At 53.2% G+C, this 22,436-nt stretch carries 23 protein-coding genes; 17 read left to right on the top strand and 6 right to left on the bottom strand.

Features of this window, described 5'->3' with window-relative positions; translation table 11 throughout:
* Nucleotides 1–21: 21 nt before the first annotated feature.
* Both TRICHSKD4_RS24440 and TRICHSKD4_RS24435 read left to right on the top strand, forming a co-directional pair.
* The gene (locus tag TRICHSKD4_RS24440; protein ID WP_009759930.1) at nt 22–855 is read left to right on the top strand and encodes an enoyl-CoA hydratase; all 834 of its coding nucleotides are present in this window, start codon (nt 22–24) and stop codon (nt 853–855) included.
* A 22-nt stretch (nt 856–877) separates the two neighbouring features.
* Complete coding sequence (locus tag TRICHSKD4_RS24435; RefSeq protein ID WP_009759929.1) at nt 878–1,399, top strand: CoA-binding protein; 522 nt, start codon at nt 878–880, stop codon at nt 1,397–1,399.
* A 34-nt stretch (nt 1,400–1,433) separates the two neighbouring features.
* Here TRICHSKD4_RS24435 and TRICHSKD4_RS24430 read toward each other — a convergent pair whose 3' ends face one another.
* On the bottom strand, nt 1,434–3,047 hold the full coding sequence (locus TRICHSKD4_RS24430) for a GGDEF domain-containing protein (protein ID WP_009759928.1): 1,614 nt from the start codon (nt 3,045–3,047) through the stop codon (nt 1,434–1,436).
* A 478-nt stretch (nt 3,048–3,525) separates the two neighbouring features.
* Here TRICHSKD4_RS24430 and msrB point away from each other — a divergent pair, with 478 nt between their 5' ends.
* The 6 genes from msrB (at nt 3,526) to TRICHSKD4_RS24400 (ending at nt 7,796) form a co-directional block, all read left to right on the top strand.
* On the top strand, nt 3,526–3,969 hold the full coding sequence (msrB, locus tag TRICHSKD4_RS24425) for a peptide-methionine (R)-S-oxide reductase MsrB (protein WP_009759925.1): 444 nt from the start codon (nt 3,526–3,528) through the stop codon (nt 3,967–3,969).
* Nucleotides 3,969–4,475, top strand: a complete 507-nt coding sequence (gene msrA, locus TRICHSKD4_RS24420) for a peptide-methionine (S)-S-oxide reductase MsrA (protein WP_009759924.1) — start codon at nt 3,969–3,971, stop codon at nt 4,473–4,475. The genes msrB and msrA overlap by 1 nt, the downstream gene beginning before the upstream one ends.
* A 236-nt stretch (nt 4,476–4,711) precedes the next feature.
* Nucleotides 4,712–5,212: a peroxiredoxin gene (locus TRICHSKD4_RS24415; RefSeq protein ID WP_009759922.1), complete on the top strand. Its 501-nt coding sequence runs from the start codon at nt 4,712–4,714 to the stop codon at nt 5,210–5,212.
* Between the two features lie 87 nt (nt 5,213–5,299).
* Nucleotides 5,300–6,781, top strand: coding sequence for a YdiU family protein (locus TRICHSKD4_RS24410; RefSeq protein WP_009759921.1), 1,482 nt, complete (start codon nt 5,300–5,302; stop codon nt 6,779–6,781).
* Nucleotides 6,778–7,329, top strand: a complete 552-nt coding sequence (locus TRICHSKD4_RS28625; protein WP_009759920.1) for an N-acetyltransferase — start codon at nt 6,778–6,780, stop codon at nt 7,327–7,329. The genes TRICHSKD4_RS24410 and TRICHSKD4_RS28625 overlap by 4 nt, the downstream gene beginning before the upstream one ends.
* 2 nt (nt 7,330–7,331) lie before the next feature.
* The gene (locus TRICHSKD4_RS24400; RefSeq protein WP_009759919.1) at nt 7,332–7,796 is read left to right on the top strand and encodes a carboxymuconolactone decarboxylase family protein; all 465 of its coding nucleotides are present in this window, start codon (nt 7,332–7,334) and stop codon (nt 7,794–7,796) included.
* Nucleotides 7,797–7,853: 57 nt separating this feature from the next.
* Here the strand turns inward: TRICHSKD4_RS24400 and TRICHSKD4_RS24395 are convergent, their stop codons facing one another.
* Complete coding sequence (locus TRICHSKD4_RS24395) at nt 7,854–8,795, bottom strand: hydrogen peroxide-inducible genes activator (RefSeq protein ID WP_009759918.1); 942 nt, start codon at nt 8,793–8,795, stop codon at nt 7,854–7,856.
* A 103-nt stretch (nt 8,796–8,898) separates the two neighbouring features.
* Here TRICHSKD4_RS24395 and TRICHSKD4_RS24390 point away from each other — a divergent pair, with 103 nt between their 5' ends.
* The 3 genes from TRICHSKD4_RS24390 to TRICHSKD4_RS24380 all read left to right on the top strand — a co-directional run bounded on the left by TRICHSKD4_RS24390 (nt 8,899) and on the right by TRICHSKD4_RS24380 (nt 10,928).
* The gene (locus TRICHSKD4_RS24390; RefSeq protein WP_009759917.1) at nt 8,899–9,096 is read left to right on the top strand and encodes a YdcH family protein; all 198 of its coding nucleotides are present in this window, start codon (nt 8,899–8,901) and stop codon (nt 9,094–9,096) included.
* A gap of 509 nt (nt 9,097–9,605) precedes the next feature.
* Entirely contained in the window at nt 9,606–10,427 is an 822-nt protein-coding gene (locus TRICHSKD4_RS24385) for a bifunctional allantoicase/(S)-ureidoglycine aminohydrolase (protein WP_009759915.1), read from the top strand.
* 3 nt (nt 10,428–10,430) lie between these two features.
* Nucleotides 10,431–10,928 carry an ureidoglycolate lyase gene (locus tag TRICHSKD4_RS24380; RefSeq protein WP_009759914.1) on the top strand — a complete coding sequence of 166 codons (498 nt, stop codon included), beginning with the start codon at nt 10,431–10,433 and terminating at the stop codon, nt 10,926–10,928.
* Nucleotides 10,929–10,943: 15 nt separating this feature from the next.
* Here the strand turns inward: TRICHSKD4_RS24380 and TRICHSKD4_RS24375 are convergent, their stop codons facing one another.
* The gene (locus tag TRICHSKD4_RS24375; protein WP_009759913.1) at nt 10,944–12,509 is read right to left on the bottom strand and encodes an EAL domain-containing protein; all 1,566 of its coding nucleotides are present in this window, start codon (nt 12,507–12,509) and stop codon (nt 10,944–10,946) included.
* Between the two features lie 226 nt (nt 12,510–12,735).
* Here TRICHSKD4_RS24375 and TRICHSKD4_RS24370 point away from each other — a divergent pair, with 226 nt between their 5' ends.
* The 4 genes from TRICHSKD4_RS24370 to TRICHSKD4_RS24355 all read left to right on the top strand — a co-directional run bounded on the left by TRICHSKD4_RS24370 (nt 12,736) and on the right by TRICHSKD4_RS24355 (nt 16,593).
* On the top strand, nt 12,736–13,644 hold the full coding sequence (locus tag TRICHSKD4_RS24370) for a sugar kinase (RefSeq protein ID WP_009759912.1): 909 nt from the start codon (nt 12,736–12,738) through the stop codon (nt 13,642–13,644).
* A 96-nt stretch (nt 13,645–13,740) separates the two neighbouring features.
* Nucleotides 13,741–14,901 (top strand): hypothetical protein, encoded by a 1,161-nt coding sequence (locus tag TRICHSKD4_RS24365; RefSeq protein ID WP_009759911.1) that lies wholly within the window; start codon nt 13,741–13,743, stop codon nt 14,899–14,901.
* A 339-nt stretch (nt 14,902–15,240) separates the two neighbouring features.
* A complete protein-coding gene (locus TRICHSKD4_RS24360; protein WP_040617392.1) occupies nt 15,241–15,681 on the top strand; it encodes a hypothetical protein in 441 nt (146 codons plus the stop codon).
* A gap of 261 nt (nt 15,682–15,942) precedes the next feature.
* The gene (locus TRICHSKD4_RS24355; protein WP_168157072.1) at nt 15,943–16,593 is read left to right on the top strand and encodes a GGDEF domain-containing protein; all 651 of its coding nucleotides are present in this window, start codon (nt 15,943–15,945) and stop codon (nt 16,591–16,593) included.
* A 20-nt stretch (nt 16,594–16,613) separates the two neighbouring features.
* On the opposite strand, the gene TRICHSKD4_RS24350 is transcribed toward TRICHSKD4_RS24355, so the two are convergent.
* A complete protein-coding gene (locus TRICHSKD4_RS24350; protein ID WP_009759907.1) occupies nt 16,614–18,404 on the bottom strand; it encodes an ABC transporter ATP-binding protein in 1,791 nt (596 codons plus the stop codon).
* 84 nt (nt 18,405–18,488) lie between these two features.
* On the bottom strand, nt 18,489–20,273 hold the full coding sequence (aspS, locus tag TRICHSKD4_RS24345) for an aspartate--tRNA ligase (RefSeq protein WP_040617544.1): 1,785 nt from the start codon (nt 20,271–20,273) through the stop codon (nt 18,489–18,491).
* Between the two features lie 260 nt (nt 20,274–20,533).
* Here aspS and TRICHSKD4_RS24340 point away from each other — a divergent pair, with 260 nt between their 5' ends.
* Together TRICHSKD4_RS24340 and TRICHSKD4_RS24335 are read left to right on the top strand one after the other, a co-directional pair.
* Nucleotides 20,534–20,896 carry a CidA/LrgA family protein gene (locus TRICHSKD4_RS24340; protein WP_009759905.1) on the top strand — a complete coding sequence of 121 codons (363 nt, stop codon included), beginning with the start codon at nt 20,534–20,536 and terminating at the stop codon, nt 20,894–20,896.
* 2 nt (nt 20,897–20,898) lie between these two features.
* Nucleotides 20,899–21,615, top strand: a complete 717-nt coding sequence (locus tag TRICHSKD4_RS24335) for an LrgB family protein (protein ID WP_009759904.1) — start codon at nt 20,899–20,901, stop codon at nt 21,613–21,615.
* On the opposite strand, the gene TRICHSKD4_RS24330 is transcribed toward TRICHSKD4_RS24335, so the two are convergent.
* Nucleotides 21,616–22,242, bottom strand: coding sequence for an AAA family ATPase (locus TRICHSKD4_RS24330; RefSeq protein ID WP_009759903.1), 627 nt, complete (start codon nt 22,240–22,242; stop codon nt 21,616–21,618).
* Nucleotides 22,243–22,436 lie beyond the last annotated feature (194 nt).

Here is a 22,436-nt window from a genome sequence, read left to right as displayed (position 1 = left end):
CAGATTTAGCAGGACGCCTCCATGTCAGACGTAGCCACCACAGCACAACCAGCCAACACCGACGACAAGCCGATGCTCGCGACCCTTCTTCATGAAGGTGTCTTTCGGATCGTGATGCAGCGTCCGGAGAAAATGAACTCACTGTCTTCGGAGATGATGAGCGCATTGAGCGAGACGCTGACCGAGGCGGAGAGAAATCCGGAAGTACGCGTGATCTTGCTGGGGGCTGAAGGCAAGGTCTTTTGCGCCGGGCATGACTTGAAGGAACTGACGGCGGCCCGCGGAGAGGCTGATGGTGGCCGAGCCACCTATGAGCGGATCATGCGTCAGTGCTCGGACCTGATGCAGCAGATCGTGCGCCACCCCAAGCCGGTCATCGCTGTTGTGACCGGTGTGGCGACAGCCGCAGGCTGCCAGCTGGTCGCTTCTTGTGACCTGGCTTTGGCAACCGATACAGCCACCTTTTGCACACCGGGCGTCAATATCGGTCTTTTCTGCTCCACACCGATGGTCGCGCTATCCCGTAATGCGACGCGCAAGCAGGCGATGGAAATGCTGCTGACCGGCGAAAGCATCGACGCGTCGACGGCAAAGGATTTCGGCCTGATCAACCGGATTATTCCACGCGATTATCTGGATCAGGTCGTCCAGAAATACGCCGAAGCCATCGCCTCCAAATCCTCTCACACTCTGAAGGTCGGCAAGGAAGCATTCTACCGTCAGCTCGAGATGCCGCTGAACGAAGCTTATGACTTTGCGGCCAATGTGATGGTGGAAAACATGATGGCCCGCGACGCCGAAGAAGGCATCAACGCCTTTCTGCAAAAGCGCCCGCCGGAATGGACGGATAGCTGAAACGAATACGGCGGAGCACATCATGAACCACGACAGCTATTCTGACGCCTATATTCGCGAGATCCTCGACGAGACCAAAACGGTTGCCATGGTTGGGGCTAGCTCCAACAATGTGCGCCCATCCTATTTCGTCCTGAAATACATGCTTGCAAAAGACTACGACGTCTGGCCGATCAATCCCGGTCAGGCGAGCAAGGAAATTCTTGGTCAGACCGTTTATGCGTCATTGGCCGATCTGCCGGAAACTCCGGACATGATCGACATCTTTCGAAATTCAGAAGCCGCCGGACAAGTTGTTGATGATGTCCTTGCATCCGGCAATCTTCCCATGGTCATCTGGATGCAGTTGACCGTTCGCCATGATGAAGCCGCCAAACGGGCCGAAGATGCCGGGATCAAGGTGGTGATGGATCGCTGCCCCAAGATTGAATACGGGCGATTGTCGGGCGAAATCGGCTGGGCTGGTGTCAACTCACGAACGGTGTCCTCGAAACGCCCTGCCCTTAAGGCCGGATTTCAACACCGGGGCCTACGGGGAAAGTAACCACGCCCACGCAGCAGATCAGCGTTTGACGCGCTCAACCGCTTTTCAAGGGGATCACAACACCGGTTTCCGGGCAGCGTTCCAGATCGGCGTCATCTTCTGAATAGACGACCGCCCCTGCTTTGCCTGCAGCCTTGGCCCTGTAAAGAGCAATATCCGCTGCTTTCAAGATTGTGCTGGCAGAAAGGTCTTCTTCGAGCGCAGCACAAATCCGAATGCCGGCGCTTGCCGAAATAGACACTTCCTCAAACGATTGAAGACGGACCGGATACTCAATCTGCCGAATGAGATACTCGGCGTAACGCAGACAGTGCTCGCTGTTATCCGTATCTTCCAGAACAACAACAAACTCGTCGCCTCCAAGACGGGCAACAAACGCACGGTGCTCCAAGGTCCGCATCATCCGCTGGACAACGGTTTTGAGAACCAGATCCCCCGCATCATGGCCATGCGTATCATTGACCTGCTTGAAACCATCAAGATCGAACAGGATCACAGCAAACGGCTTGTAGTCAGTTTCCAGATTACGAACTGCCTCATCCAGCTTGATATGAAGTGAATTTCGGTTTGCAGCCGAAGTCAGCATGTCGGTGTACGCGATTTCTCGCAACTGGGTTTCGGCTCGGTGCTGCTCTGTCAGGTCACTCCCAACAATGATCATGAGATCAGAGAGATCAGTCGTGTAATCGATCTTCCGTAGCTCCACCTGACGCTTCCGGTCTTCAGGTGATTTCCAGTCAAAAACCATCGGAAAAGTCTCAACAGGTGCCCCATCAGTTTCCAGAAAGGACTTGATGAGGTCAAAGTTCGTCTGAGAAATCAGGTCAGGAAACCTTCGACCAATGATCATCTTTGGATTGGGGTCGATGTTGAACTCACTTGCCCAGGCATCATTCACATTGACAACCATGTGATCCGACTTGCGAACCACAATGACTGGAGCCGGGATCATGGCCAGCAATTGCAGGATGCGGTCATGCATCAATGTGACGGAATCAAGCAGCGCATGACGCGGACCCACTACATCTGGCTGAACGACTGACGGCCGCAAATCGCCCTGCGCCACCTTGTTGGAAAGCTCAATGACCAATTGGTTCTGATAGCCCTCCCGCCGCAGAGCGATGGCAAGGTATCCCATCATGCCCACAAAGGGCAGAAAATAAGCTACATGCAGGCCAAAGGTCGCCCAAAAGGACGGATTGTCGAACACATAAACAGCCAGACCATAAGTCTGACCAAGTCCGAGGACCAGGTGGTGCAGATAGATAAAGATGGTTGCCGCTGCGATGACACGCCAATCGCGATAATACAGCAAAATCGCAATCAGACCGAACGCTGTGAAGTGCGCTTCGATATCCCCGTGAGCCAAATGCACAAACAGACCAGTGAACCCCATAAAAGCGCAGCCCATGAACAAGCGGGTGATCAAGTAGCCATTCGCCGCCCTTGCCAGCAACATGGAGAGCAGCAAGGTCGGCAGACCGATGAGAAATACCGACAACCACTCCCCAGACCATATCGCGAAGGCAAAGCTAATGATGAAGAGAAAGATGTTGGTGCCAACCATAGTGGCGTCGGCGCTTTTTCGATACCCGGTGAGGTAGGCATCAAACTGCCGCTCATAGCGGAAGGGATTCAGCTCAGGCATAAAATCCCTCCGATCGCACTTCCAGAGAGAGCAAAAAACGCGAACAACACGAAAACGCCCCAAGCAGCAAAAAGCGCCCAAAGTTCCCGGTCACCCGGCACGACACCGGATACCTCTTCAGGAATGTTCCTTTTTTCGCGCAAATTGGTCCCCTCACCATTTCACACCGTCCAAAGCAAACTGTGCGTACACATCTGCTTTCAACCTAAAGTATCACCACATTTAGAGATTATGAAATACATGATTTCCCTTAGGTCAACATGGTCTCTCTCTCACGATCAGAAAGCGATTAAAGTGATCTTGACTAAAAACATCTGCCATTAACATTCCAGTGGCGAATGCACTCAAAGTGGAAACATCACAAACTCTCAATAATTTGAATAACTTTCATAGGTATCGCCAATTTGAAACATGGCATGATCTGCCCCATCTAAGGTTCAACACCAGTTCATGTGCCCAATGGGCTTAGAAGGCATACATGAAATACGAAAAGACAGAAGAAGCCATCAAGCGGCTGAACGAAGAGCAATATCGTGTCACCCAGCAAAGCGGCACGGAGCGCCCGTTCACTGGTGAATACACGGACAACAAAGAACCGGGCATCTATGCAGACATCGTCTCAGGCGAGCCGCTTTTCGCCTCGTCCGACAAATTTGACAGTGGCTGCGGGTGGCCAAGCTTCACCAAACCGATTGTTCATGAGCATGTCACCGAGCATCGAGACATGTCTCATGGCATGATCCGAACCGAGGTTAGGTCCATGCATGGCGACAGTCATTTGGGACATGTATTCCCTGATGGCCCGCAGGATAAGGGTGGACTGCGCTACTGCATCAATTCCGCGTCGCTTCGTTTCATCCATCGTGATGATATGGAAGCAGAAGGCTACGGAGCCTATATCGACCAAGTGGAGGACATCTGATGACTGAACGTGCTGTACTTGCAGGTGGCTGCTTTTGGGGTATGCAGGACCTGATCCGCAAGATCCCCGGCGTCGAAAAAACTCGGGTCGGATATACCGGCGGTGATGTGCCAAACGCCACATATCGAAACCACGGAACACACGCGGAGGGCATCGAAATTGTTTTCGATCCGGATAAGCTGAGCTACCGGCAAATCCTGGAGTTCTTCTTCCAGATCCACGATCCGACAACCAAAAACCGTCAGGGCAATGACACAGGCCTGTCTTACCGGTCGGCGATTTACTATGTGAATGACGAGCAAAAGCAAGTCGCTCACGATACAATCACCGATGTAGATGCCTCTGGTCTTTGGCCGGGCAAGGTTGTCACAGAAGTCGAGCCGGTTGGCGACTTCTGGGAAGCCGAACCAGAGCATCAGGATTATCTGGAACGTTACCCGAATGGCTACACCTGCCACTTCCCTCGTCCGGGTTGGGTTCTGCCAAAACGCGAAGCAGCGGAGTAAGCAAACTCAATTTACAGATGGGCGCCTGACAGGAGCAGCGACTGTCCGGCACCCGGCAGGTTCTGAGATACGGGCGGCGCAATTGCCGCGCGTATCCGTTTGAATGCGCAGTGATCATATCGCACGCACTGTTGAAGACTTCTGATCAACGGCGCACGTCACGCCTTTGATCTGCGGCCCGCGCCAGCAAAGACTTAAATGGCTTTACTGAGAATGGGCATGAAAAGGAGACTGCAATGCAATTCGGTTCCCTCCACCAAACCGCCCCGAACCTTCGCGTTCAAAACTGGATTGACGCCAACGGGACGCCGTTGGACACGCCACTAAAGCTCTCCGACCTCGGAGAGGGCTACAAGATCATCTATAACTTCCAGCATTGGTGCCCGGGCTGTCATTCTCGCGGGTTTCCAACCCTTCGCATTCTTCATAATGCGCTCAAGGACAAGGGTTTCGGCTTTGCTGTAATCCAGACCGTGTTTGAAGACGAAGACGTCAACACATTCGATAAACTCCGGGTCAATCAGGAAGAGTATGGATTGAAAATCCCGTTCGGCCATGATGTGCGGCTGGAAGGAGAAGACTATCCAACCTTTATGCAGGACTACCGAACCGCGGGAACGCCCTGGTTCACCGTCATAGACCCGGACGGCAAGGTTGTTTTTGCGGACTTCAGACTGGATGCCAAGCGTTTCATTGAAGCCCTCGGGGCTGAGGACGTAAAACTGGAAACAGCCTGACAGATAAACCGACAGGAGGTCTCGTCCTCCTGTCGGTTTTCAAACACGTCACTTTCTTTTTCCCATCAAGAGCACAATAGGCCGCAGATGACGACGCACCCACCCAAGTTCACCTTTGACAACACTTACGCCCGTGAACTGCGCGGATTTTATGTGCCGTGGGAAGGAGCGCAGGTCCCATCTCCTCAAACCGTTCTCGTCAATGACGAACTGGCCAGAGAACTGAAGCTCGATCCAGCCGCGCTGGCCACCAGCGAAGGCGCTGCAAACCTTTCCGGCTCCCACAGCCCGGATGGTGCAGCCCCGCTGGCTCAAGTCTATGCTGGTCACCAATTCGGCGATTTTTCTCCGCAGCTCGGCGATGGTCGTGCAATCCTGCTTGGGGAGATCATCGACACGCATGGCAAACGGCGCGACCTTCACCTCAAGGGTTCGGGTCGCACCCCGTTTTCGCGAGGCGGCGACGGAAAGGCCGTCATCGGACCAGTTTTGCGCGAATATATCGTGGGCGAGGCAATGCATGCCTTGGGCATACCAACCACCCGCGCATTGGCCGCCACTACGACCGGTGAAGACATTTTCCGTGAGGGTCATAAACCCGGTGCTGTTCTGGCGCGGGTTGCCTCCAGCCATATCCGTGTTGGCACTTTCCAGTTTTTTGCAGCCCGCGGCGAGACCGACAAGGTTCGCCAGCTCGCAGATTACACCATCGCGCGCCACGACCCTGATCTTGCTGATGATCCGGAAAAGTATCTCAAACTGCTCTCTCGGGTCATATCACGGCAGGCAGAACTGATTGCCAATTGGGTGCTTGCCGGTTTCGTTCACGGCGTCATGAACACCGACAACATGACCATTTCCGGCGAAACGATCGACTATGGTCCTTGCGCATTTCTTGATAGCTACGATCCGGATGCGGTGTTCAGCTCTATCGATGAAGGAGGGCGCTACGCCTATGGCAAGCAGCCGGTTTTGGCGCAGTGGAACCTCGCACGACTTGCCGAATGCCTCGTCCCCTTGATCAATCCGGACGATGCAGATGACGCCGTACGGCAGGCGACAAATGCTCTGAACACCTTCCCTGCCCTTTACCAAGATGCATGGTTGAAAGGAATGCGCGCCAAACTGGGGCTTGCGACCGAGTTGGAACAAGATATTGACCTTGCCAATGCCCTGACAGAGGCGATGAAAGGTCAGGATGTTGATTACACAGGCTTCTTCCGACAACTGGCGACCGAAGTGGGTGACGATGGGGCCTCAACCCGCGCGTTGTTCAAAGATGGCGGGACATTTGACCACTGGTTCGAACATTGGAAGTCGCGGCTACAGCTGGAAACCGCAACCACTCAGGAAATCACCAACCGGATGAATGCTGTCAATCCGATCTATATTCCGCGCAATCACAAGGTCGAAGAAGCGCTAGCGGAGGCGGAAAACGGAAATTACGAACGAGCTCAATCGCTTGTTCAGGTCTTGAAAGACCCCTTCACGGAACGCGAAGGACTGGAAACATATGCAAAGCCCGCTCCGAAGGACTTCGGTCCTTATCGAACCTTTTGTGGCACATGAGTAACTCTGCCTCCGAAGCGGCATCTGAAATAACGCTTTTCGGCGAAGTCAGATGCCACAAGACACGGTTTTATCAGGCTGCGCTTGAAGAGCGCGGCCTGCCTTATGAATTGGCCGAAGTCGACAAGGATGAAGCGGCGGCCGAACGGCTGACCGCTTTAACAGGCGATGCAACAAAGTTTCCGACGTTCCAGATCAAGGGGCGGAAATTGCGCAACCCGAAGCTGGCTGAGCTGGACAAGCGCCTAGCTCGTGAAGGGCTTTATGACCCCGGCCTTCAGCATGATGTAAAGCAACAGAAATTCTTGAAATACATGGCGCCAACAGACGCCTTTGCCAGATACAGGCTCAAGAATGATCAACTTGTTCTCGACCACATGGAAATTGCCGGAGACCTGAGAGGAAAAGGACTCGGGAAGTCCTTTGCACGTGAGGTTTTACAATACCTTGCCTGCCAGTCCTGGACCGTGGTGCTACCTTGCAAGTTCCTGCAAGACATCGCTCGGGAAAACGAAATCTGGCAAACAACATTCATTCTGGGAGACTGACCATGGACGACATCGACTTCAAGAACACTCGCTTTGACCCCGACCTGGTGGAGTTTCACTCCATCGCAAAGGACATGGCTAAATCCGTTGGATATACGGCTGACCTGTCAGTCGACGGGCAACTCGCCCAGCTGCTTCGCCTTCGCGTTGCCCAAATGAACCCTTGCTCCTATTGCCTCATCCTGCACACTCAGGCGGCTGAAGATCAGGGCATACACAAGGCCAAGATCGCTCACCTTGGCTCTTGGCAGGAAAGCACCCTGTTCAGCGAAGCAGAACAGGCCGCATTGGATTATTGCGAAGCTCTGACAGCCTATGACTTGATCAGCTTTCCTGCGATACATGAAACCGTTTCAGAGTATTTTGATGAAAAGCAGATCGCGGAAATTGCGGCCATCGTCATCAATATGAACCTCTGGACGCGGCTGAAACTGGCCCAAGGCCAAACTCCGGTTCTCAAAAGCTAGAAATAGCACTTTATACGGCAGACGCCTCTCACGAGAGGCAACTGCCGGCCACACTTTTCAAAGCTGACTGGAAGGTCTGCGAACCCCAGTGACGGCCATTTCATCGACGGTTTGCCGTGCAAGCTCCGCAAGTTTTTGAAAATGGTGACCACGCGAACTGCTCTTGCGCCAAAACAAATGCACAGATCGGGTCATTGCAAAATCACGAATGGGCCTCAGAACCACCCGCTGTTCCTTGATAAATTCCGAGGCAACATAACTGCCGGGAAAAAGAGCTAGCCCCATGCCGATGGATACCATCTGGCGCAAAGCATCAAGACTTGTACCCTCATAATCTTCCAGCATATGAGCCCCTGAAGCCCGGCAAAGCAACTGCCCTTCATGGTAAAGCTGATACCCCGGCCCCAGACACAACAGCCCGACCCCGTTCAAGGCAGCCAGCTCCACCTGCTCAACTGATGCCAAGGGGTGATCTGCTGGAATGCCAAGCAGCACATCTTCCTGACAGATCATCTCATCGCTCGATTGCTCGGCGATGGAGGGCGCAGGTGCCAGCGCGCAATCCAGAGCTCCGGATTGCAGGGCTCTGCCAAGTTCCGTTGGACGGTCCTCTCGAATGTAGATTTCAAGATCAGGATAGACCGCTTTTATCCGCGGCAAGAGATGCGGCAGAAAATATGGACCAAAAGTTGATGCCGCTCCCAGTTTAATAAGCCCGCCGAGCCCGCCCTGCCTGGAACTGGCACCGCTCACAAGTGCATCCAAGCTATCCAACGCCTGGCGCGCTAGAGGCAACAATTCCTGACCCACAGGCGTTATCTCAACAAGTCCACTGCCTCGTTCAAACAGGGTCACGCCTAGCTGATCTTCCAACAGCTTGAACTGAGCCGAAAGCGTCGGCTGTGACACATGGCACTTTCGAGCCGCCGCCCCGAAATGCCGGGTTTCAGCAAGGGCGATGAAATACTCGATCTGTCGAGGGGACGGCCGAAATGCCATCGATAGCCTTCCTCTATCACTACCATACAATCAATATATTTCAACTATCAACCTGCGCCAACCATATCAAGATCGTCACAAGAACTGATCTGGAGGAACAACGATGTACACACGTCTGAAAGCCCTGCGCAGCCAACACAAAAACCTGGACAGTGAAATTCGCCAGGAAGAAAAACGACCTGCACCAGATCACCTCCACATCCGAACCTTGAAGAAGTTCAAGCTGCGCCTTCGCGAGGAAATCTCCCGTCTGGAAAGAACTCTCAACCGTCGTCCAACCCACGCTGCCGTAGCGAGTTAGGTATCAAAGGAGCAGAGAATGACCCCATTCTGGTTAAACCCGCTGTCCCCATCGACCAGCACTGGCACAAGCAGGACAAAAGGCCGACTGCAAGATCTAGACGCCCGCATGTCGCATTTTTTGGCGACCCGTGAAAACGGAACTTTCCCCACCCTAATCGACCGGGTTCGTTCAAGCCGAGAGGACGTTCGAAAGGTTCACGATCAAATCTGAGAGGATTGACACCCGCGTGGCGTTCCTCTCAACGCCAACTGCAATAGACAATTTCTCAGACAGCCGGAGATGCATGGGACGGGCATTCTAAACCAATGCCTGGTCTCCGGTTCAAAGGTCTCGCCCGCAACATGGTCACTGCCCTGTCCATGCTCCTCCCTTAGCGGGCGAGGCCACTCCCCTTGTTCTCGATGTGCGAACACACTGCACTCGAAAAAGGCATAGACCGACCACCAGCCGCTCTTTATTCTCCAGCGTATCAAAGACAATTCAGCCACACACAGAGATCCCCAAGCATGACATCCGGCCCCTATTATGCTCCGACTGGCGGACATCCCCCTCAGACACAACTTCTGACCGGTCGAGCTGTTTTTACAGATGCTTATGCCGTGATCCCCAAGGGGACAATGTGTGACATTGTCACGAGTTTTTTGCCCTTTTGGGAAAAGACACGGCTTTGGGTTCTTTCCCGTCCGATGTCCGGCTTTGCTGAAACATTCTCCCAATACATCATGGAAGTACAACCGGGCGGAGGCAGCGACAAACCGGAAACAGATGCGGAAACGGAAGCCGTGTTGTTTGTTGTTGAAGGCGCGATGACGCTAACAATTGAAGGTCAACCCCATCCTATGCAGACCGGTGGGTATGCCTATCTGCCGCCAGCCTGCGATTGGACCCTGAAAAACGAAAGCGACCGGCCGGTGCGTTTTCATTGGATTCGAAAAAGCTATGAGAAGGTGGTGGGACTGGAAGCCCCTGCACCCTTTGTCACAAGCGATCAGGAAGTGGCTCCAACGCCGATGCCGGGAACCGAAGGCAAGTGGGCAACGACACGCTTCACAGACCCGGAAGACCTTCGCCACGACATGCATGTAAACATCGTGACCTTCGAGCCAGGAGCGGTGATCCCGTTTGCGGAGACCCACGTCATGGAACACGGACTTTATGTTTTGGAGGGCAAGGCCGTTTATCGCCTCAATCAGGATTGGGTCGAAGTCGAGGCTGGCGATTACATGTGGCTGCGTGCCTTCTGCCCACAAGCCTGTTACGCAGGTGGTCCTGGCAAATTCCGATACTTGCTCTACAAGGACGTCAACCGTCACATGAAGCTGAGATAGACAATGACACACCGCATTGTCACCGAGCAACTGGACGCCGAAGAGTTTGCCCCCTTTGGCGAAGTTCTCGAAGCTGTTGGCGAACCAACAAAAATAATCAATCAGGGCTTATGCGACCGCTACCACGATCTGGCGACGCTCGACTTTACCGGAGCCGGTGCCAAGGCCGGGATAAGCCTGTTCAATTCCCAAAAACGAACGTTTCCCTATCGCCTTGAAATGATTGAGCGGCACCCGCTTGGCAGTCAGGCTTTTATCCCGATGACTGCAGAACCGTTTCTTGTGATTGTCTGCCCCGATGAACAGGGAAAGCCGGGCAGACCACGTGCGTTTATCACCAAACCCGGACAGGCGATCAACTTCCATTGCGGCACCTGGCACGGAGTTTTAACGCCCCTGTCAGACCCGGGATTATTTGCCGTTATTGACCGGATTGGAGACGGAGACAATCTGGAAGAAGTGTGGTTCGAAGAACCCTACATCATTGAAAATAAAAGCTAACACCAAATTGGGCGCTTAGGCTGCGACTTCCTCGCTTTCGAAGTCCATGTCCTCTTCGTAGGCAAACTCGTCGGCTTGCGCCACATCTGCGGCTGCGTTTTCCTCTGTCTTCTTGGCAAAGGCGATATAGTCTTCCGCGTTCATCGGCTTGGCAAAATAGTAGCCCTGAGCTGCAGTTACACCCAACTCCAGAAGGCGGTCAATCTGGTCTTCTTCCTCAACACCTTCAGCGATAATGCCCATGCCGAGGTTATCAGCCAATTCGACCATGGAATCGACAATCGTCGTGGAGTTTTCATCGGACCCAAGTGGATCAATGAACATCTTGTCAATCTTGATGATATCGACGCCAAGCTTCTGCAAATAGGCCATGCCACCATGACCGGTTCCCACATCATCCAGTGCGACGCGTATACCAAGCGCTTGAAGTTCAGAGATGATTTTTCGAGCCAAGTCCATATCTTCTAGCGGGTAGCGTTCGGTTACCTCAACAACGACCTGCTGGAAAGAAATATCTGATTTTTCATAAGCTTTTTTCAAATCTGCAACGACTTGGCGATCATGAAAGTGGCCTGCAAACAAATTGATGGACAGCTTGAGGTCAGGATTCTGGGAATAAAGTTCACCCATCTCCTCCGCCGTTTTCAGCATCAGCTGGCGGGTCATCTCAAAGATATGCCCATTGGCTTCGGCATAAGCCATAAACTGACCTGGAGAGATGATTTCTCCGGTTGGCCGCTGCCAACGCATCAGCACCTCGCAGCCGCGCAAAGTGCCATTCTCAATATCCATAACTGGCTGATAGAACGGCACAAACTCGCCGTTGCGCACAGCCTTATTAAACTCGTCATTCGCCTCATTTTCAGGCCGCCATGACACCCAGATACCAATGGCAACAAAAAGAACTGTCATGGCCGCAGACGCCAACAAGGCAATCAACTTTAAGGGCGCGACCAGTTGATTGGCTGAACTGCGTGCCACCGCGACCTTTGCTTCCATCGGGTATCGGGTCGACTTGACGTTTGTTGCAAGGATTTCCGAATTGGCATCACCAGATGTAAAACCGCCCACGGAGAACCATTTCAGGTTCTTTCCAAGCGTCAGTTCTGCACGGCGATGGGAGCGGATGTATTCAGGCCCCGGATCAACCGCAATCGCAGCCGGAGAGATGATTGCATAAAGGCGATTTGTGTTTCCAAGGTCCCAACTTACGATGGCTGACTTTGCCCCGCGATACTCCTTGTCCAACATGCCAATACCAACCAACGGCCCATCTGGACGGGCAGCTGGCAGGATGTTGGTTTCCGCCGTATCCAGATCAGGAACAACACACATGCGCTTGCCAAAGGCGTCAACCAGACCAACTGCGCTGATCATACCCTTTTGCGAAACTGCATCCATAAAGACTGTTCGATCTTCCATCGAACAGGTTTTCGCGTTGTCGCGATCAAGTTGTTGAAGTGTGACAACAGTCTCGTTGATTACTTCCTCGGCGCGCTTAACATAGCGCTGACCGATTGCTTCCATTTCTTCCATCGTATGGGAAACGGCATAATCGTTCAAAATGACATTGGTAGCCATCAACGGCGCGGTCGCCAGAACGAGCGCAATAACAACTGCCCGGAAAAAAATTACATATCGACGGGTCAAAACGCGGCCTACACAAATACAAGAGCACGCAGATCATGCCGGATCTTAGTAAACAAGCACTGAATACGGTTGGTATTTTGACCAAAATCATTGCTCACGAACCGCACACGGATCAGCACTGTTTCAGGACAAGAAAAAACAATGTGAGGACCCAAAGATGCAGGCCCTTTTCATCGGCCAAGCCTATATAGACGTTACATTTTTGGCCGACCAACTCCCAAGGGGAGATGAGAAAAGCATTGCCCGAGACTATGCGGTGAGCTTCGGAGGAAATGCCGTAACGGCAGCTTTTTGTTGTGCCAAGCTCGGCGGTGAACCTGAATTATTATGCTCACAGGCAGATGATTGGCTTGCCCGCATGTTTCTCGATATGGCTGCCAAATACGGCATTTGCATCCATGGTCGAAAGGTCCGAGAAAGCTCCCTCTCCTTCATTATGCCCAAAGATGGCAAACGCGCCATTGTACGCTGCCGTGACAATGACTTCCTGCACCCCTTCCCGCCGCTGACACTCACCGGCATGAAAGCGCTGCACGTGGATGGACATATGCCAGACGCGGCTCTTCATTATGCGAAGACCTGCCGTGAGCTTGGGATCCTGACATCCCTCGACGGTGGTGCAGTACGTGCGGACACAGACGAACTGCTGGGCTCTATCGATGTGCCCGTCGTCTCTGAGCGCTTTTGCCAGCAACTGGGCAAGTCAGAAGGTGAAACACTCGCCTACCTCAGGTCAAAGGGTTGCCGTGTTGGTGCTGTTACATTGGGCGAACATGGAACTGTTTGGTACGCCAATGGCGGCCCGGATCAGCACATGCCCTCGCTTGATGTGCCAATGGAAAAGGTGATTGATTCAAACGGCGCAGGTGATGTTTTTCACGGGGCCTATATCGCATCCTATTTGAAAAACCCGCATCGTGACTGGCAAGACCATTTCCACTTTGCCCGGGGCGCGTCCACCCACGCTATCCAGCACCTTGGCAATGAGAACAGCTTGCCGAGCCTTGATGACGTTGGCAGAGCAAGAGCGGAGTTCTCCGAAAAGTCAGTACACGCACTTAATTGATCTCAAGCCTTCGGCTTTCGACTTGATCCCCCGTGTTAGCTGCCGCATCGTGCAGCAGATTCGAAACTTGGCTCGCACTTTTTTCATGGAGTTTTCATGGCCCGCATCGCACCTTGTTTGACCGCATCCGCCCTGCTGCTATCAACCTCTTTGAGCGCTCAAGCGTTCACTCCGACCGGTAATGACATTGCGGACGCGTTCCTCACGCTTCTGGAGTCAGAGCAGGGAACAGTTGAAAGTTATGGCACTGTTGGCACCAGCGATGCAGGCGTCCTGATCGATGATATCCGTATCATCAACAAGAATGACGAAAAGGCACTGGTGACAATTGCGACCACGGTTCTGTCCGGTGGCAAGACCCTGGAAACCGGTCGGCTGCAACTTGAAACGCTGTCTCTGGAGGCCGTCGATATGGACTCCAGCGAAGGCAGCATGAAAATTGCCAGCTTCAAGGCAACGGATGTTGTTCTCCCCTCTCCTGAGGAGGTGGCAAAAGGTCCAGAAGCAGTCTCCAACCCCTCCTATAGCAGTCTCGACATCACTTCGGTCGAAGTGTCGGGCGTAGATCAGGAGACAATTACCGTTGCCCGTATCCAGTCAGAAATTGGCGATATGTTCGAAGAGCTTCCAACGAGCATGCAGTTTCAGATTGACGATATCCGCTTTAAGACCAGCGCGGTTTCCAAAAGCCAAACCAAAACCTTGAAAGAAATGGGATACGAGGACGTCGATATTGATGTTGCCGGGCGCGGGAAGTGGTCGCCTGAGAGCGAAGAGGCAAATCTGACGGACCTCACCATAAAAGGCGAAGACTTTGGAACCCTGACCTTGAACCTTGGCTTCGGCGGCGTTTCAAAGGAAGTGGTTCAAAAGCTGGAAGAAATCGGCAATGACCCGCAAAAGGCGATGGGCCTCACACAAAACGTCTCACTCACGGGGCTGTCCATCGATTTCAACGATCAATCCTTCACCAACCGCGTGCTGGAATTTGAAGCTCAAAAAGCAGGTATTGAGAAGTCAGCCTATATCGAACAGCAAATTGGCGCGGTAACGCAGTTGCTGGCAGCACTCAAGAACCAGGAGTTTCAAGAAACGGTTACAGGAGCGCTCACAACTTATCTGAACGACCCGAAGTCTCTCACAGTTTCAGCACGGCCAGAAAATCCGGTCCCCTTCTCTCAGATCATGGGCACCGTGATGTTGGCACCGCAGGCTTTGCCAAAAATCCTGAATATTGGCGTCGCAGCCAACCAGTAACACCAAATACGCCTTGCAGCTTAACCCCGGTCAATGGCCGGGGTTTTTCATTTCAAGAACTTGCCCGGATTATATGCTCGACAATTTTCCGCTTCAGAATTTTGCGGAAACACTTTTTGAAGTTACACTTTCTGTTGGAGCTATTTTCTTGCTCCGTAAATTCAAGATAAAAGTACCCACATAAGAATATTATAAATAAATACAAATACTTAAATGGAGATTTTAATTATGTCAGACTTTGAAATCAAAACAAACTCAAGCACTCAGTTCGAGGGCATAGCCACAGTCCGCCACGGCGAGCACATGCGAACAGCGTGAAGAGCCGGACACTGGCGGTATGTGATCACAGCGCTGATCTCTTCCAATGCGATAAATGACACAGCGCTTGTTGCTTTGACCGGAGGTCACTACGACGCCCCGCATGGGGAACCCGACCCAAGCGGATTGGCACACGCCTTCAGCTGTATGTTTGTCGGGATCAATGCCGACGACTACAGCGATGGAACGCACACTGTTCAAGCCAAACGCATGGTCCGCAAACACGGCGAGCATTATGATGTTTGGAATATCGAAGTCACATTCACCGTTGATAGCACGCTCTTTTTTGATGCGATTACAAAATTGAGAGCAACTGTGACAGCTGTTCACCAGCACTCAAAACCTGGCCCTCAGAAAAAACATCCGCCAATCGTCGACGAAAAAGGTCTTAGTGAAAGCGTTGTCGAGAACATCCGTAAAAAACTATCCGAGTGGGAAAAGACCCACCAAACAGATAAATAGCATCATTTGAGACCTAAAGGATGCCCCGGCCCGAAGCCGGGGCCGTTCATTGGCATATTTCACAATATTTTTCAGATAATTAGCGCGTTAGACCCGCGCGTGAGGACATTGTTAATTCTCGACATGTAACGCTACGGCAAATTAATCAGGAATTGAAAAGTGTTTTCTATTCACAGCAACAAAGATGTTGCGATTTATACTGCTGTTTTCACGCTTCTTGCTGTACTCGGAAGCACCTTTTCTGTTTTCATAATGTTCGCAATGACAGGACAGTATCAGGCTATGGTCGGCCCATTGCTGTTCACTGCCATTATCGCATCGCTCATTGCTGTTCCGATATCGATCGTCGCGTTGAACATCGTCAAGACGGTCAATAAAGCGGTCGCCAAACTTGAGGATTTCGTCAAGTTTGATCAGCTGACAGGTGTGCTGGCGCGAAGCTATTTTCTTGAACCCGTTCGACAGCGCTTTTCAGACGGCGGTGCGCTCTTCCTGGTCGACGCAGATCACTTCAAGCAAATCAATGACACCTACGGTCACGATGTTGGCGATATGGCTCTTCGCCTGATCGGCCAGACGCTCAACTTCAATGTCCGAAAGTCCGATTTGGTTGGCCGCGTTGGCGGCGAAGAATTTGCGATTTTCCTAAAAGGCGTTGGGGATCAAGAGATTGTCACCCGCGCTGAACAGATTAGAACGGCAATCGCCGAAAATGGCAAAGTGATCGCGGGCCATGAGATCAATCTGACCGTCAGCATTGGCATTGCAAAGATCAAGAAGGGTTCAACCCTCACTTTGATATTCAAGGAAGCCGACGAAAACCTCTATTCTGCGAAAAACGCCGGGAGGAACCAGTTCGTTTATGGCCCATCAAACCTCAATCTGCCGGACACAATCGCCACGGCAAACTGAGCGTTGGAATACAACCCTTTTTAAGCGGCGTTGTCCGACTTTCCATCTTGAAATTGAAGTTCAGCCAAACGCCGATAGATGCCGTCTTTGGCAAAGAGCTCTGCATGGGTGCCGCTTTCCACCACTTCACCCTTGTCCAGAACATGGATACAGTCCGCATGGCGCACGGTGGAAAGCCGGTGTGCAATGACGAGCGTCGTCCGGCCTTCCATCAAACGGGTGAGAGCGGCTTGAATTTTGGATTCTGATTCAGCATCAAGGGCTGATGTCGCTTCATCCAGCAACAGGATCGGCGCGTCCCGCAACATGGCGCGGGCGATAGCTATACGCTGCCTTTGACCGCCGGAAAGACGACCGCCCCCCTCGCCCGCAAACGTGTCATAGCCATTTTCCAGCTCGAGAATGAAGTCATGCGCGTTGGCGTTGCGCGCCGCTTCCTCGATTTCAGCCTGTGAAGCGTCCGGACGCCCAATGGTAATGTTGTCGCGAATTGAGATATCAAAAAGAAACGTATCCTGCCCCACATAGGCGATCTGCTCACGCAGGCTATCCAGCGGCACCCTGGCGACATCTTGATCATCAATCAAAACCTGCCCGCTGCCCGGTTCATAAAACCGCTCGATCAGGCTAAAGGCAGTCGACTTTCCAGCACCCGAGGAACCGACAAGGGCCGTCATTTTTCCAGGCTCGGCGGTCAGTGTCAGTTTTTTGAGAGCTGCACCTTCACCGTAGGAAAAGGCAATATCGCGCAGATCAACCTTGCCCGCAGACACGGCAAGTGCCCTGCCACCTTCTGCCGTGTCCATCCCGGTGTTATCGTCCAGCAGCTCGTACATCAAACGCACGCCAACGAGGCTCTTGTTCAAATTTACCTGAAGGCGCGCAAGTCGCTTTGCCGGGTCATAGGCAAGCAGCAACGCTGTAATGAAGGCAAAAAACGCGCCTGGGTCCTGCCCCAGATTCACAACTGAATAACCGCCGTAAAGGATCACCAGCGCGATGGCGAAGCCGCCGAGCGTTTCCATCAGCGGAGATGTTCTTGCGGTCAAGGCTGCGATTTTGTTAGCCTGCTTTTCAACGTCCCGGACCGCTGTTTCCATTCGGTCCTCAAGCGCAGTCTCAACACCAAATGCCTTGACCACGCGAATGCCGATGGTGGTTTCCTGAATGATCGACATGATTTGGGCGGTGGAAACAAATTGCTGCTTGGCATGCTTGCGCACACGCTTGACCAAAAAGGTCACGCCAATAACTGCAGGTGGCATGATAAAAAGCGCAAACAGGCTCAACGTCGGGTCCTGCGCCAACATGACGATGACAAGACCAACAAGCGTCAACACATCCCGGCCAAGCGTTACGACCACCATGTCCAACGCTGTACGCGTATCCGTGGCACCCTGATTGATGCGCACCACAACGTCGCCCATGGCGGTCTTGTCAAAGTAAGCCATGTCCTGCCGGGCAAGCTTTGCAAACAACCGTCGCTGAAGACCGGCCACAATGGCATTGCCGATGCGGCTCAGGATCACCAACTGGCCATAGGTCGCACCGCCCTTGATCGCAAAGATCAGCATCACGACGCCGGCAATCAGATAAACCATCTTCGGATCGCGGCTGATGAAAATCTCATTGATCACATCGCGCATGATCCATGCACTGGCCGCCGTGGAGGCAGCCACAAGCCCCATGAACAGGAAGGCCAGAGCATATTTGGAGGCATATTGGCGGAGGTTTTCCCGCAGCAACCGTTTGATAAGCTGGTAGGTTCCGTCAGGATCTTGAAAAACCTGCCATTTTTCAGTGTTGAGCACGAAATTCCCGCCTCATTACAAGAGAGGGGCCGGACACCCGACCCCCTTCCAGACTATCGTGATTTGGCCGCCCAATCGCAAGGCCTATCCAGCATCGGGCAAATTCAGCCGCAAATGCAGGTCGCGCAGCTGCGCCGGTGTCGCCTCGGACGGCGCACCCATCATCAGGTCTTCCGCTTTCTGGTTCATCGGGAACATCACCACTTCGCGGATCGTGCTTTCATCTGCCAAGAGCATGACCATGCGGTCGATCCCGGCAGCGCAGCCACCATGGGGAGGTGCGCCATACTGGAAGGCCGTAACCATGCCGCCGAAACGCTTGTCGACTTCTTCCTTCGGATAGCCGGCAATTTCAAAGGCCTTGTACATGATTTCAGGCTTGTGGTTTCGGATCGCTCCAGACACCAACTCGTTGCCGTTACAGGTCAGGTCATACTGATAGCCGAGGACTTCAAGCGGATCGCTTTCCAGAGCCTCCATTCCGCCCTGAGGCATGGAGAACGGGTTATGCTCAAAGTCGATCTCGCCGGTTTCTTCGTCGCGCTCATAAATTGGGAAGTCGACAATCCAGGCGAACTCGAACCGGTCCTTATCGGTGTGGCCAAGCTCTTCGCCGATGATGTTACGCGCCTTCCCGGCAACAGCTTCAAACTGTTTCGGCTTACCGCCGAGGAAAAACGCCGCATCACCAACCTCAAGGCCGAGTTGCTGACGAATGGCTTCAGTGCGTTCCGGACCAATGTTTTTCGCAAGCGGCCCCGCTGCTTCCATGGACCCGTCTTCGGCTTTCCGCCAGAAGATGTAGCCCATGCCCGGAAGACCTTCGCCTTGGGCAAACTTGTTCATGCGGTCACAGAACTTGCGGCTGCCACCCTTGGGTGCAGGGATTGCGCGAATTTCAGTGCCCGGCTGTTCCAGAAGGTTTGCAAAGATCGCAAAACCAGAGCCTTTGAAATGCTCAGAGACAATCTGCATCTTCAGCGGGTTGCGGAGGTCCGGCTTGTCGGAGCCATACCACAGCGCAGCGTCCTTATAAGAAATCTGCGGCCAGTTGCGATTGACAGGCCGTCCCTTGCCAAAGCGCTCAAAGCAACCCGCAATGACCGGCTCTATCGTGTCAAAGATTTCCTGCTGCGTAACAAAGGACATTTCCATGTCGAGCTGATAGAAGTCCGTCGGTGAACGGTCAGCGCGTGGGTCTTCATCCCGGAAACACGGCGCGATCTGGAAATACTTGTCGAAGCCCGACACCATGATCAGCTGTTTGAACTGCTGCGGGGCTTGCGGCAGCGCATAGAACTTGCCCGGATGGAGGCGGGACGGCACGAGGAAGTCGCGCGCACCTTCTGGGGACGAGGCAGTGATGATCGGCGTCTGGAACTCGTTGAACCCAAGGTTCCACATCCGCTCACGCAAATCCTTCACTACATCGGAGCGCAGAACAATGTTGTTGTGCAACTTCTCGCGGCGCAGGTCCAGATAGCGGTATTTCAGGCGAACCTCTTCCGGGTAATCCAGCTCGCCAAAGACCGGAAGCGGCAGCTCTTGAGCTGCGCCGAGAACTTCCATTTCCCGAATGAAAACTTCGATTTCACCGGTTGGCAATTCGGAGTTGATGGTCTCTTCAGTCCGCTTCTTCACGGTTCCATCAATGCGGATACACCATTCGGAGCGCACCGTTTCCGCCAGGCCGAATGCATCGGAATCCGGATCAACTACACACTGGGTCATGCCATAGTGGTCGCGCAGGTCGATGAACAGCACGCCACCATGATCGCGAACCCGGTGAACCCAGCCAGAAAGACGGATGGTTTCGCCAACGTGATCTGCGCGCAGATCGCCGCAAGAATGGCTCCGGTAAAGGTGCATGATGTCCTCGATGGTCCTTGAATGCATATAGAATCCTGTCGCCGCTCATCAATCACAAGCCGCGCCGTGGGCACAAGCCATGCCGGGGGCAGAAAGTCAAGGGAATGCGGCAGTTGAGCCTGTCTGATATGGGGATGTTTGGCCAAAGCAGGAACCATCCACTGTTTCGAAGCAGCGAGAACTCCTTCCGGTCCACTCCAGCTTGACCTTGACCCACTCTACAGATTTTCTGGGGCTCCCCCTCCCGGAGTGCGAACACCATGCTCAATTATCTCACGCTGATTTTCAGCTGCCAGCTTGCAGGTGAACTTGCCCGCGTTGCGCTTGACCTACCGATCCCCGGCCCGGTTCTCGGCATGGTGCTGCTGTTTTTCTTTCTTGTCTTCAAGGGCGGCATTCCCGAACAGCTCAGCTCCGTCACCGGCGGTCTTCTGAACCATTTGTCGCTTCTGTTTGTGCCAGCCGGCGTCGGTGTCATGCTGCACTTCAAGCTTTTGGGTAGCGATTGGATAGCGATATCCATCGCGCTTGTTGCCAGCACGGTTTTGACCATCATCGTCACCGCCGCATTGATGACCTATCTCACGCGCGGCTCCTCCGCATCAAATCAGACCGAGGAATAGGTATGGATGATCTTCGCGACGTCTGGGTTTATCTCAGCGCATCACCGCTCCTGCACCTCACACTGACCCTTGTCGCCTTTCAAGCAGGCAGCTGTATCTATGATCGGAGTGGCCGAAACCCGCTCTTTAATCCTGTATTGATTGCAGTTCTTACCATCGTAGGAATTCTCCTGATCACCGGAACACCCTATCAGGACTATTTTGATGGGGCCCAGTTTGTCCATTTTCTTCTGGGGCCTGCCACCGTGTCTCTCGCCATTCCGCTATACAGGCAATTCGACAAGGTTCGCCGGTCTGCCTTTGCAATTCTGGCCAGCATCATCACTGGCTCCATCACGGCGATGGCAGCGGCACTTGGTATCGGCTACGCGTTGGGGGCATCAAGAGACACGCTGATTGCGCTTGCTCCGAAATCAGTGACGGCACCTGTCGCCATGGGCATAACGGAACAACTGGGCGGCCTGCCCTCTTTGACAGCCGTTCTGGTTATCCTCACCGGTATTACCGGTGCCATGCTTGGTCCGATTGTTCTCAATATTTTCAGGCTTAAGAACTGGCAAGCTCGCGGGCTGGCGCTGGGTACAGCAAGTCACGGCATTGGAACCGCACGCGCCCTCCAGGTGAATGAAGTGGCTGGAGCCTTTTCTGGCCTTGCCATGGGCCTCAATGCGCTGGCAACTGCAATCCTGCTACCGATCCTTTGGCAGTTGATGTTCTGATCAGCTGTCCACCGCCTGCAAAAGCGGGTGCCACTGGCCGCGCACATCGCTGGAGCGCGCATCGTTGTAATCAAAGATGCCTGTACCGGCTGCTGCGTGGCGGGCGTAGATCACGCGGTCAGATATCCGGCAAAGAATTGGATAGCCCTTTTTGGCGAGGCGTTTTTCCAACTCAGCAACCTGGGTGGAACTGCGGTTCACCCGGTTGGCGACCAGATGTATATCAGCCTTGCCCTTGCGCACCTTCTTGATCTCGGAAATGCCGTCCAAAAACTTGAGAGATGCACCCCAGTCAAATGCGGACGGAAGAACGGGCACGATAATATCGTCTGCTTCTGCAATCAGGGTTTTTGCAAGTTCAGATCGAAGTCCGCTGGGGCCATCGATCACGATGGCATCCAGTCCTTTTTCCTTGTCGCCAATCTTGCCTTCTTTCGTCCAATCAAGCGTTTCGATCGAGCTCATTTTCTTGGAACGGCGCTTGAGCCATCCCAGACTGGATTTCTGCCGGTCTGCATCGGCAAGGGCAACCGCATCTCCACGAGCTGCAAGCGCCGCAGCCAGATTCGTCGCAATCGTTGTTTTTCCGCATCCGCCCTTGGAATTGACAACAAGGATTTTACGCATCTGGTAGCTCCGTTGATCGACGAGAGTAATGACCTTAGTCCAATTACCTACACCTTAGGCGCACAAATTGCGCCCCTTCAAGATCGCACACTGACTATTTTCGCCATTTCGTGGCGACATTGGATTCTTATTAGGGTATAGCTCCTGATCACCATGAATGTGATTACCAAGACCTCCGATCTCGCAGAGGCCTG

Source organism: Roseibium sp. TrichSKD4 (assembly GCF_000148725.1).
In the GTDB taxonomy this organism is placed as follows: domain Bacteria; phylum Pseudomonadota; class Alphaproteobacteria; order Rhizobiales; family Stappiaceae; genus Roseibium.
The sequence above is the reverse complement of the archived record's forward strand: the minus strand, read 5'-3'. Positions and strand labels throughout refer to the sequence as shown.

What these genes read in the sequence shown, in the direction of transcription:
- msrA (WP_009759924.1), top strand. Translation starts at nt 3,969, where the DNA reads ATGACTGAACGTGCTGTACTTGCAGGTGGCTGCTTTTGGGGTATGCAG.
- TRICHSKD4_RS24330 (WP_009759903.1), bottom strand. Translation starts at nt 22,242, where the DNA reads ATGCGTAAAATCCTTGTTGTCAATTCCAAGGGCGGATGCGGAAAAACA.
- TRICHSKD4_RS24370 (WP_009759912.1), top strand. Translation starts at nt 12,736, where the DNA reads ATGCAGGCCCTTTTCATCGGCCAAGCCTATATAGACGTTACATTTTTG.
- TRICHSKD4_RS24430 (WP_009759928.1), bottom strand. Translation starts at nt 3,047, where the DNA reads ATGCCTGAGCTGAATCCCTTCCGCTATGAGCGGCAGTTTGATGCCTAC.
- TRICHSKD4_RS24400 (WP_009759919.1), top strand. Translation starts at nt 7,332, where the DNA reads ATGGACGACATCGACTTCAAGAACACTCGCTTTGACCCCGACCTGGTG.
- TRICHSKD4_RS24335 (WP_009759904.1), top strand. Translation starts at nt 20,899, where the DNA reads ATGGATGATCTTCGCGACGTCTGGGTTTATCTCAGCGCATCACCGCTC.
- msrB (WP_009759925.1), top strand. Translation starts at nt 3,526, where the DNA reads ATGAAATACGAAAAGACAGAAGAAGCCATCAAGCGGCTGAACGAAGAG.
- TRICHSKD4_RS24390 (WP_009759917.1), top strand. Translation starts at nt 8,899, where the DNA reads ATGTACACACGTCTGAAAGCCCTGCGCAGCCAACACAAAAACCTGGAC.
- TRICHSKD4_RS24365 (WP_009759911.1), top strand. Translation starts at nt 13,741, where the DNA reads ATGGCCCGCATCGCACCTTGTTTGACCGCATCCGCCCTGCTGCTATCA.
- aspS (WP_040617544.1), bottom strand. Translation starts at nt 20,273, where the DNA reads ATGCACCTTTACCGGAGCCATTCTTGCGGCGATCTGCGCGCAGATCAC.
- TRICHSKD4_RS24415 (WP_009759922.1), top strand. Translation starts at nt 4,712, where the DNA reads ATGCAATTCGGTTCCCTCCACCAAACCGCCCCGAACCTTCGCGTTCAA.
- TRICHSKD4_RS24385 (WP_009759915.1), top strand. Translation starts at nt 9,606, where the DNA reads ATGACATCCGGCCCCTATTATGCTCCGACTGGCGGACATCCCCCTCAG.
- TRICHSKD4_RS24375 (WP_009759913.1), bottom strand. Translation starts at nt 12,509, where the DNA reads ATGGCTACCAATGTCATTTTGAACGATTATGCCGTTTCCCATACGATG.
- TRICHSKD4_RS24380 (WP_009759914.1), top strand. Translation starts at nt 10,431, where the DNA reads ATGACACACCGCATTGTCACCGAGCAACTGGACGCCGAAGAGTTTGCC.
- TRICHSKD4_RS24435 (WP_009759929.1), top strand. Translation starts at nt 878, where the DNA reads ATGAACCACGACAGCTATTCTGACGCCTATATTCGCGAGATCCTCGAC.
- TRICHSKD4_RS24410 (WP_009759921.1), top strand. Translation starts at nt 5,300, where the DNA reads ATGACGACGCACCCACCCAAGTTCACCTTTGACAACACTTACGCCCGT.
- TRICHSKD4_RS24340 (WP_009759905.1), top strand. Translation starts at nt 20,534, where the DNA reads ATGCTCAATTATCTCACGCTGATTTTCAGCTGCCAGCTTGCAGGTGAA.
- TRICHSKD4_RS24395 (WP_009759918.1), bottom strand. Translation starts at nt 8,795, where the DNA reads ATGGCATTTCGGCCGTCCCCTCGACAGATCGAGTATTTCATCGCCCTT.
- TRICHSKD4_RS24440 (WP_009759930.1), top strand. Translation starts at nt 22, where the DNA reads ATGTCAGACGTAGCCACCACAGCACAACCAGCCAACACCGACGACAAG.
- TRICHSKD4_RS28625 (WP_009759920.1), top strand. Translation starts at nt 6,778, where the DNA reads ATGAGTAACTCTGCCTCCGAAGCGGCATCTGAAATAACGCTTTTCGGC.
- TRICHSKD4_RS24355 (WP_168157072.1), top strand. Translation starts at nt 15,943, where the DNA reads ATGACAGGACAGTATCAGGCTATGGTCGGCCCATTGCTGTTCACTGCC.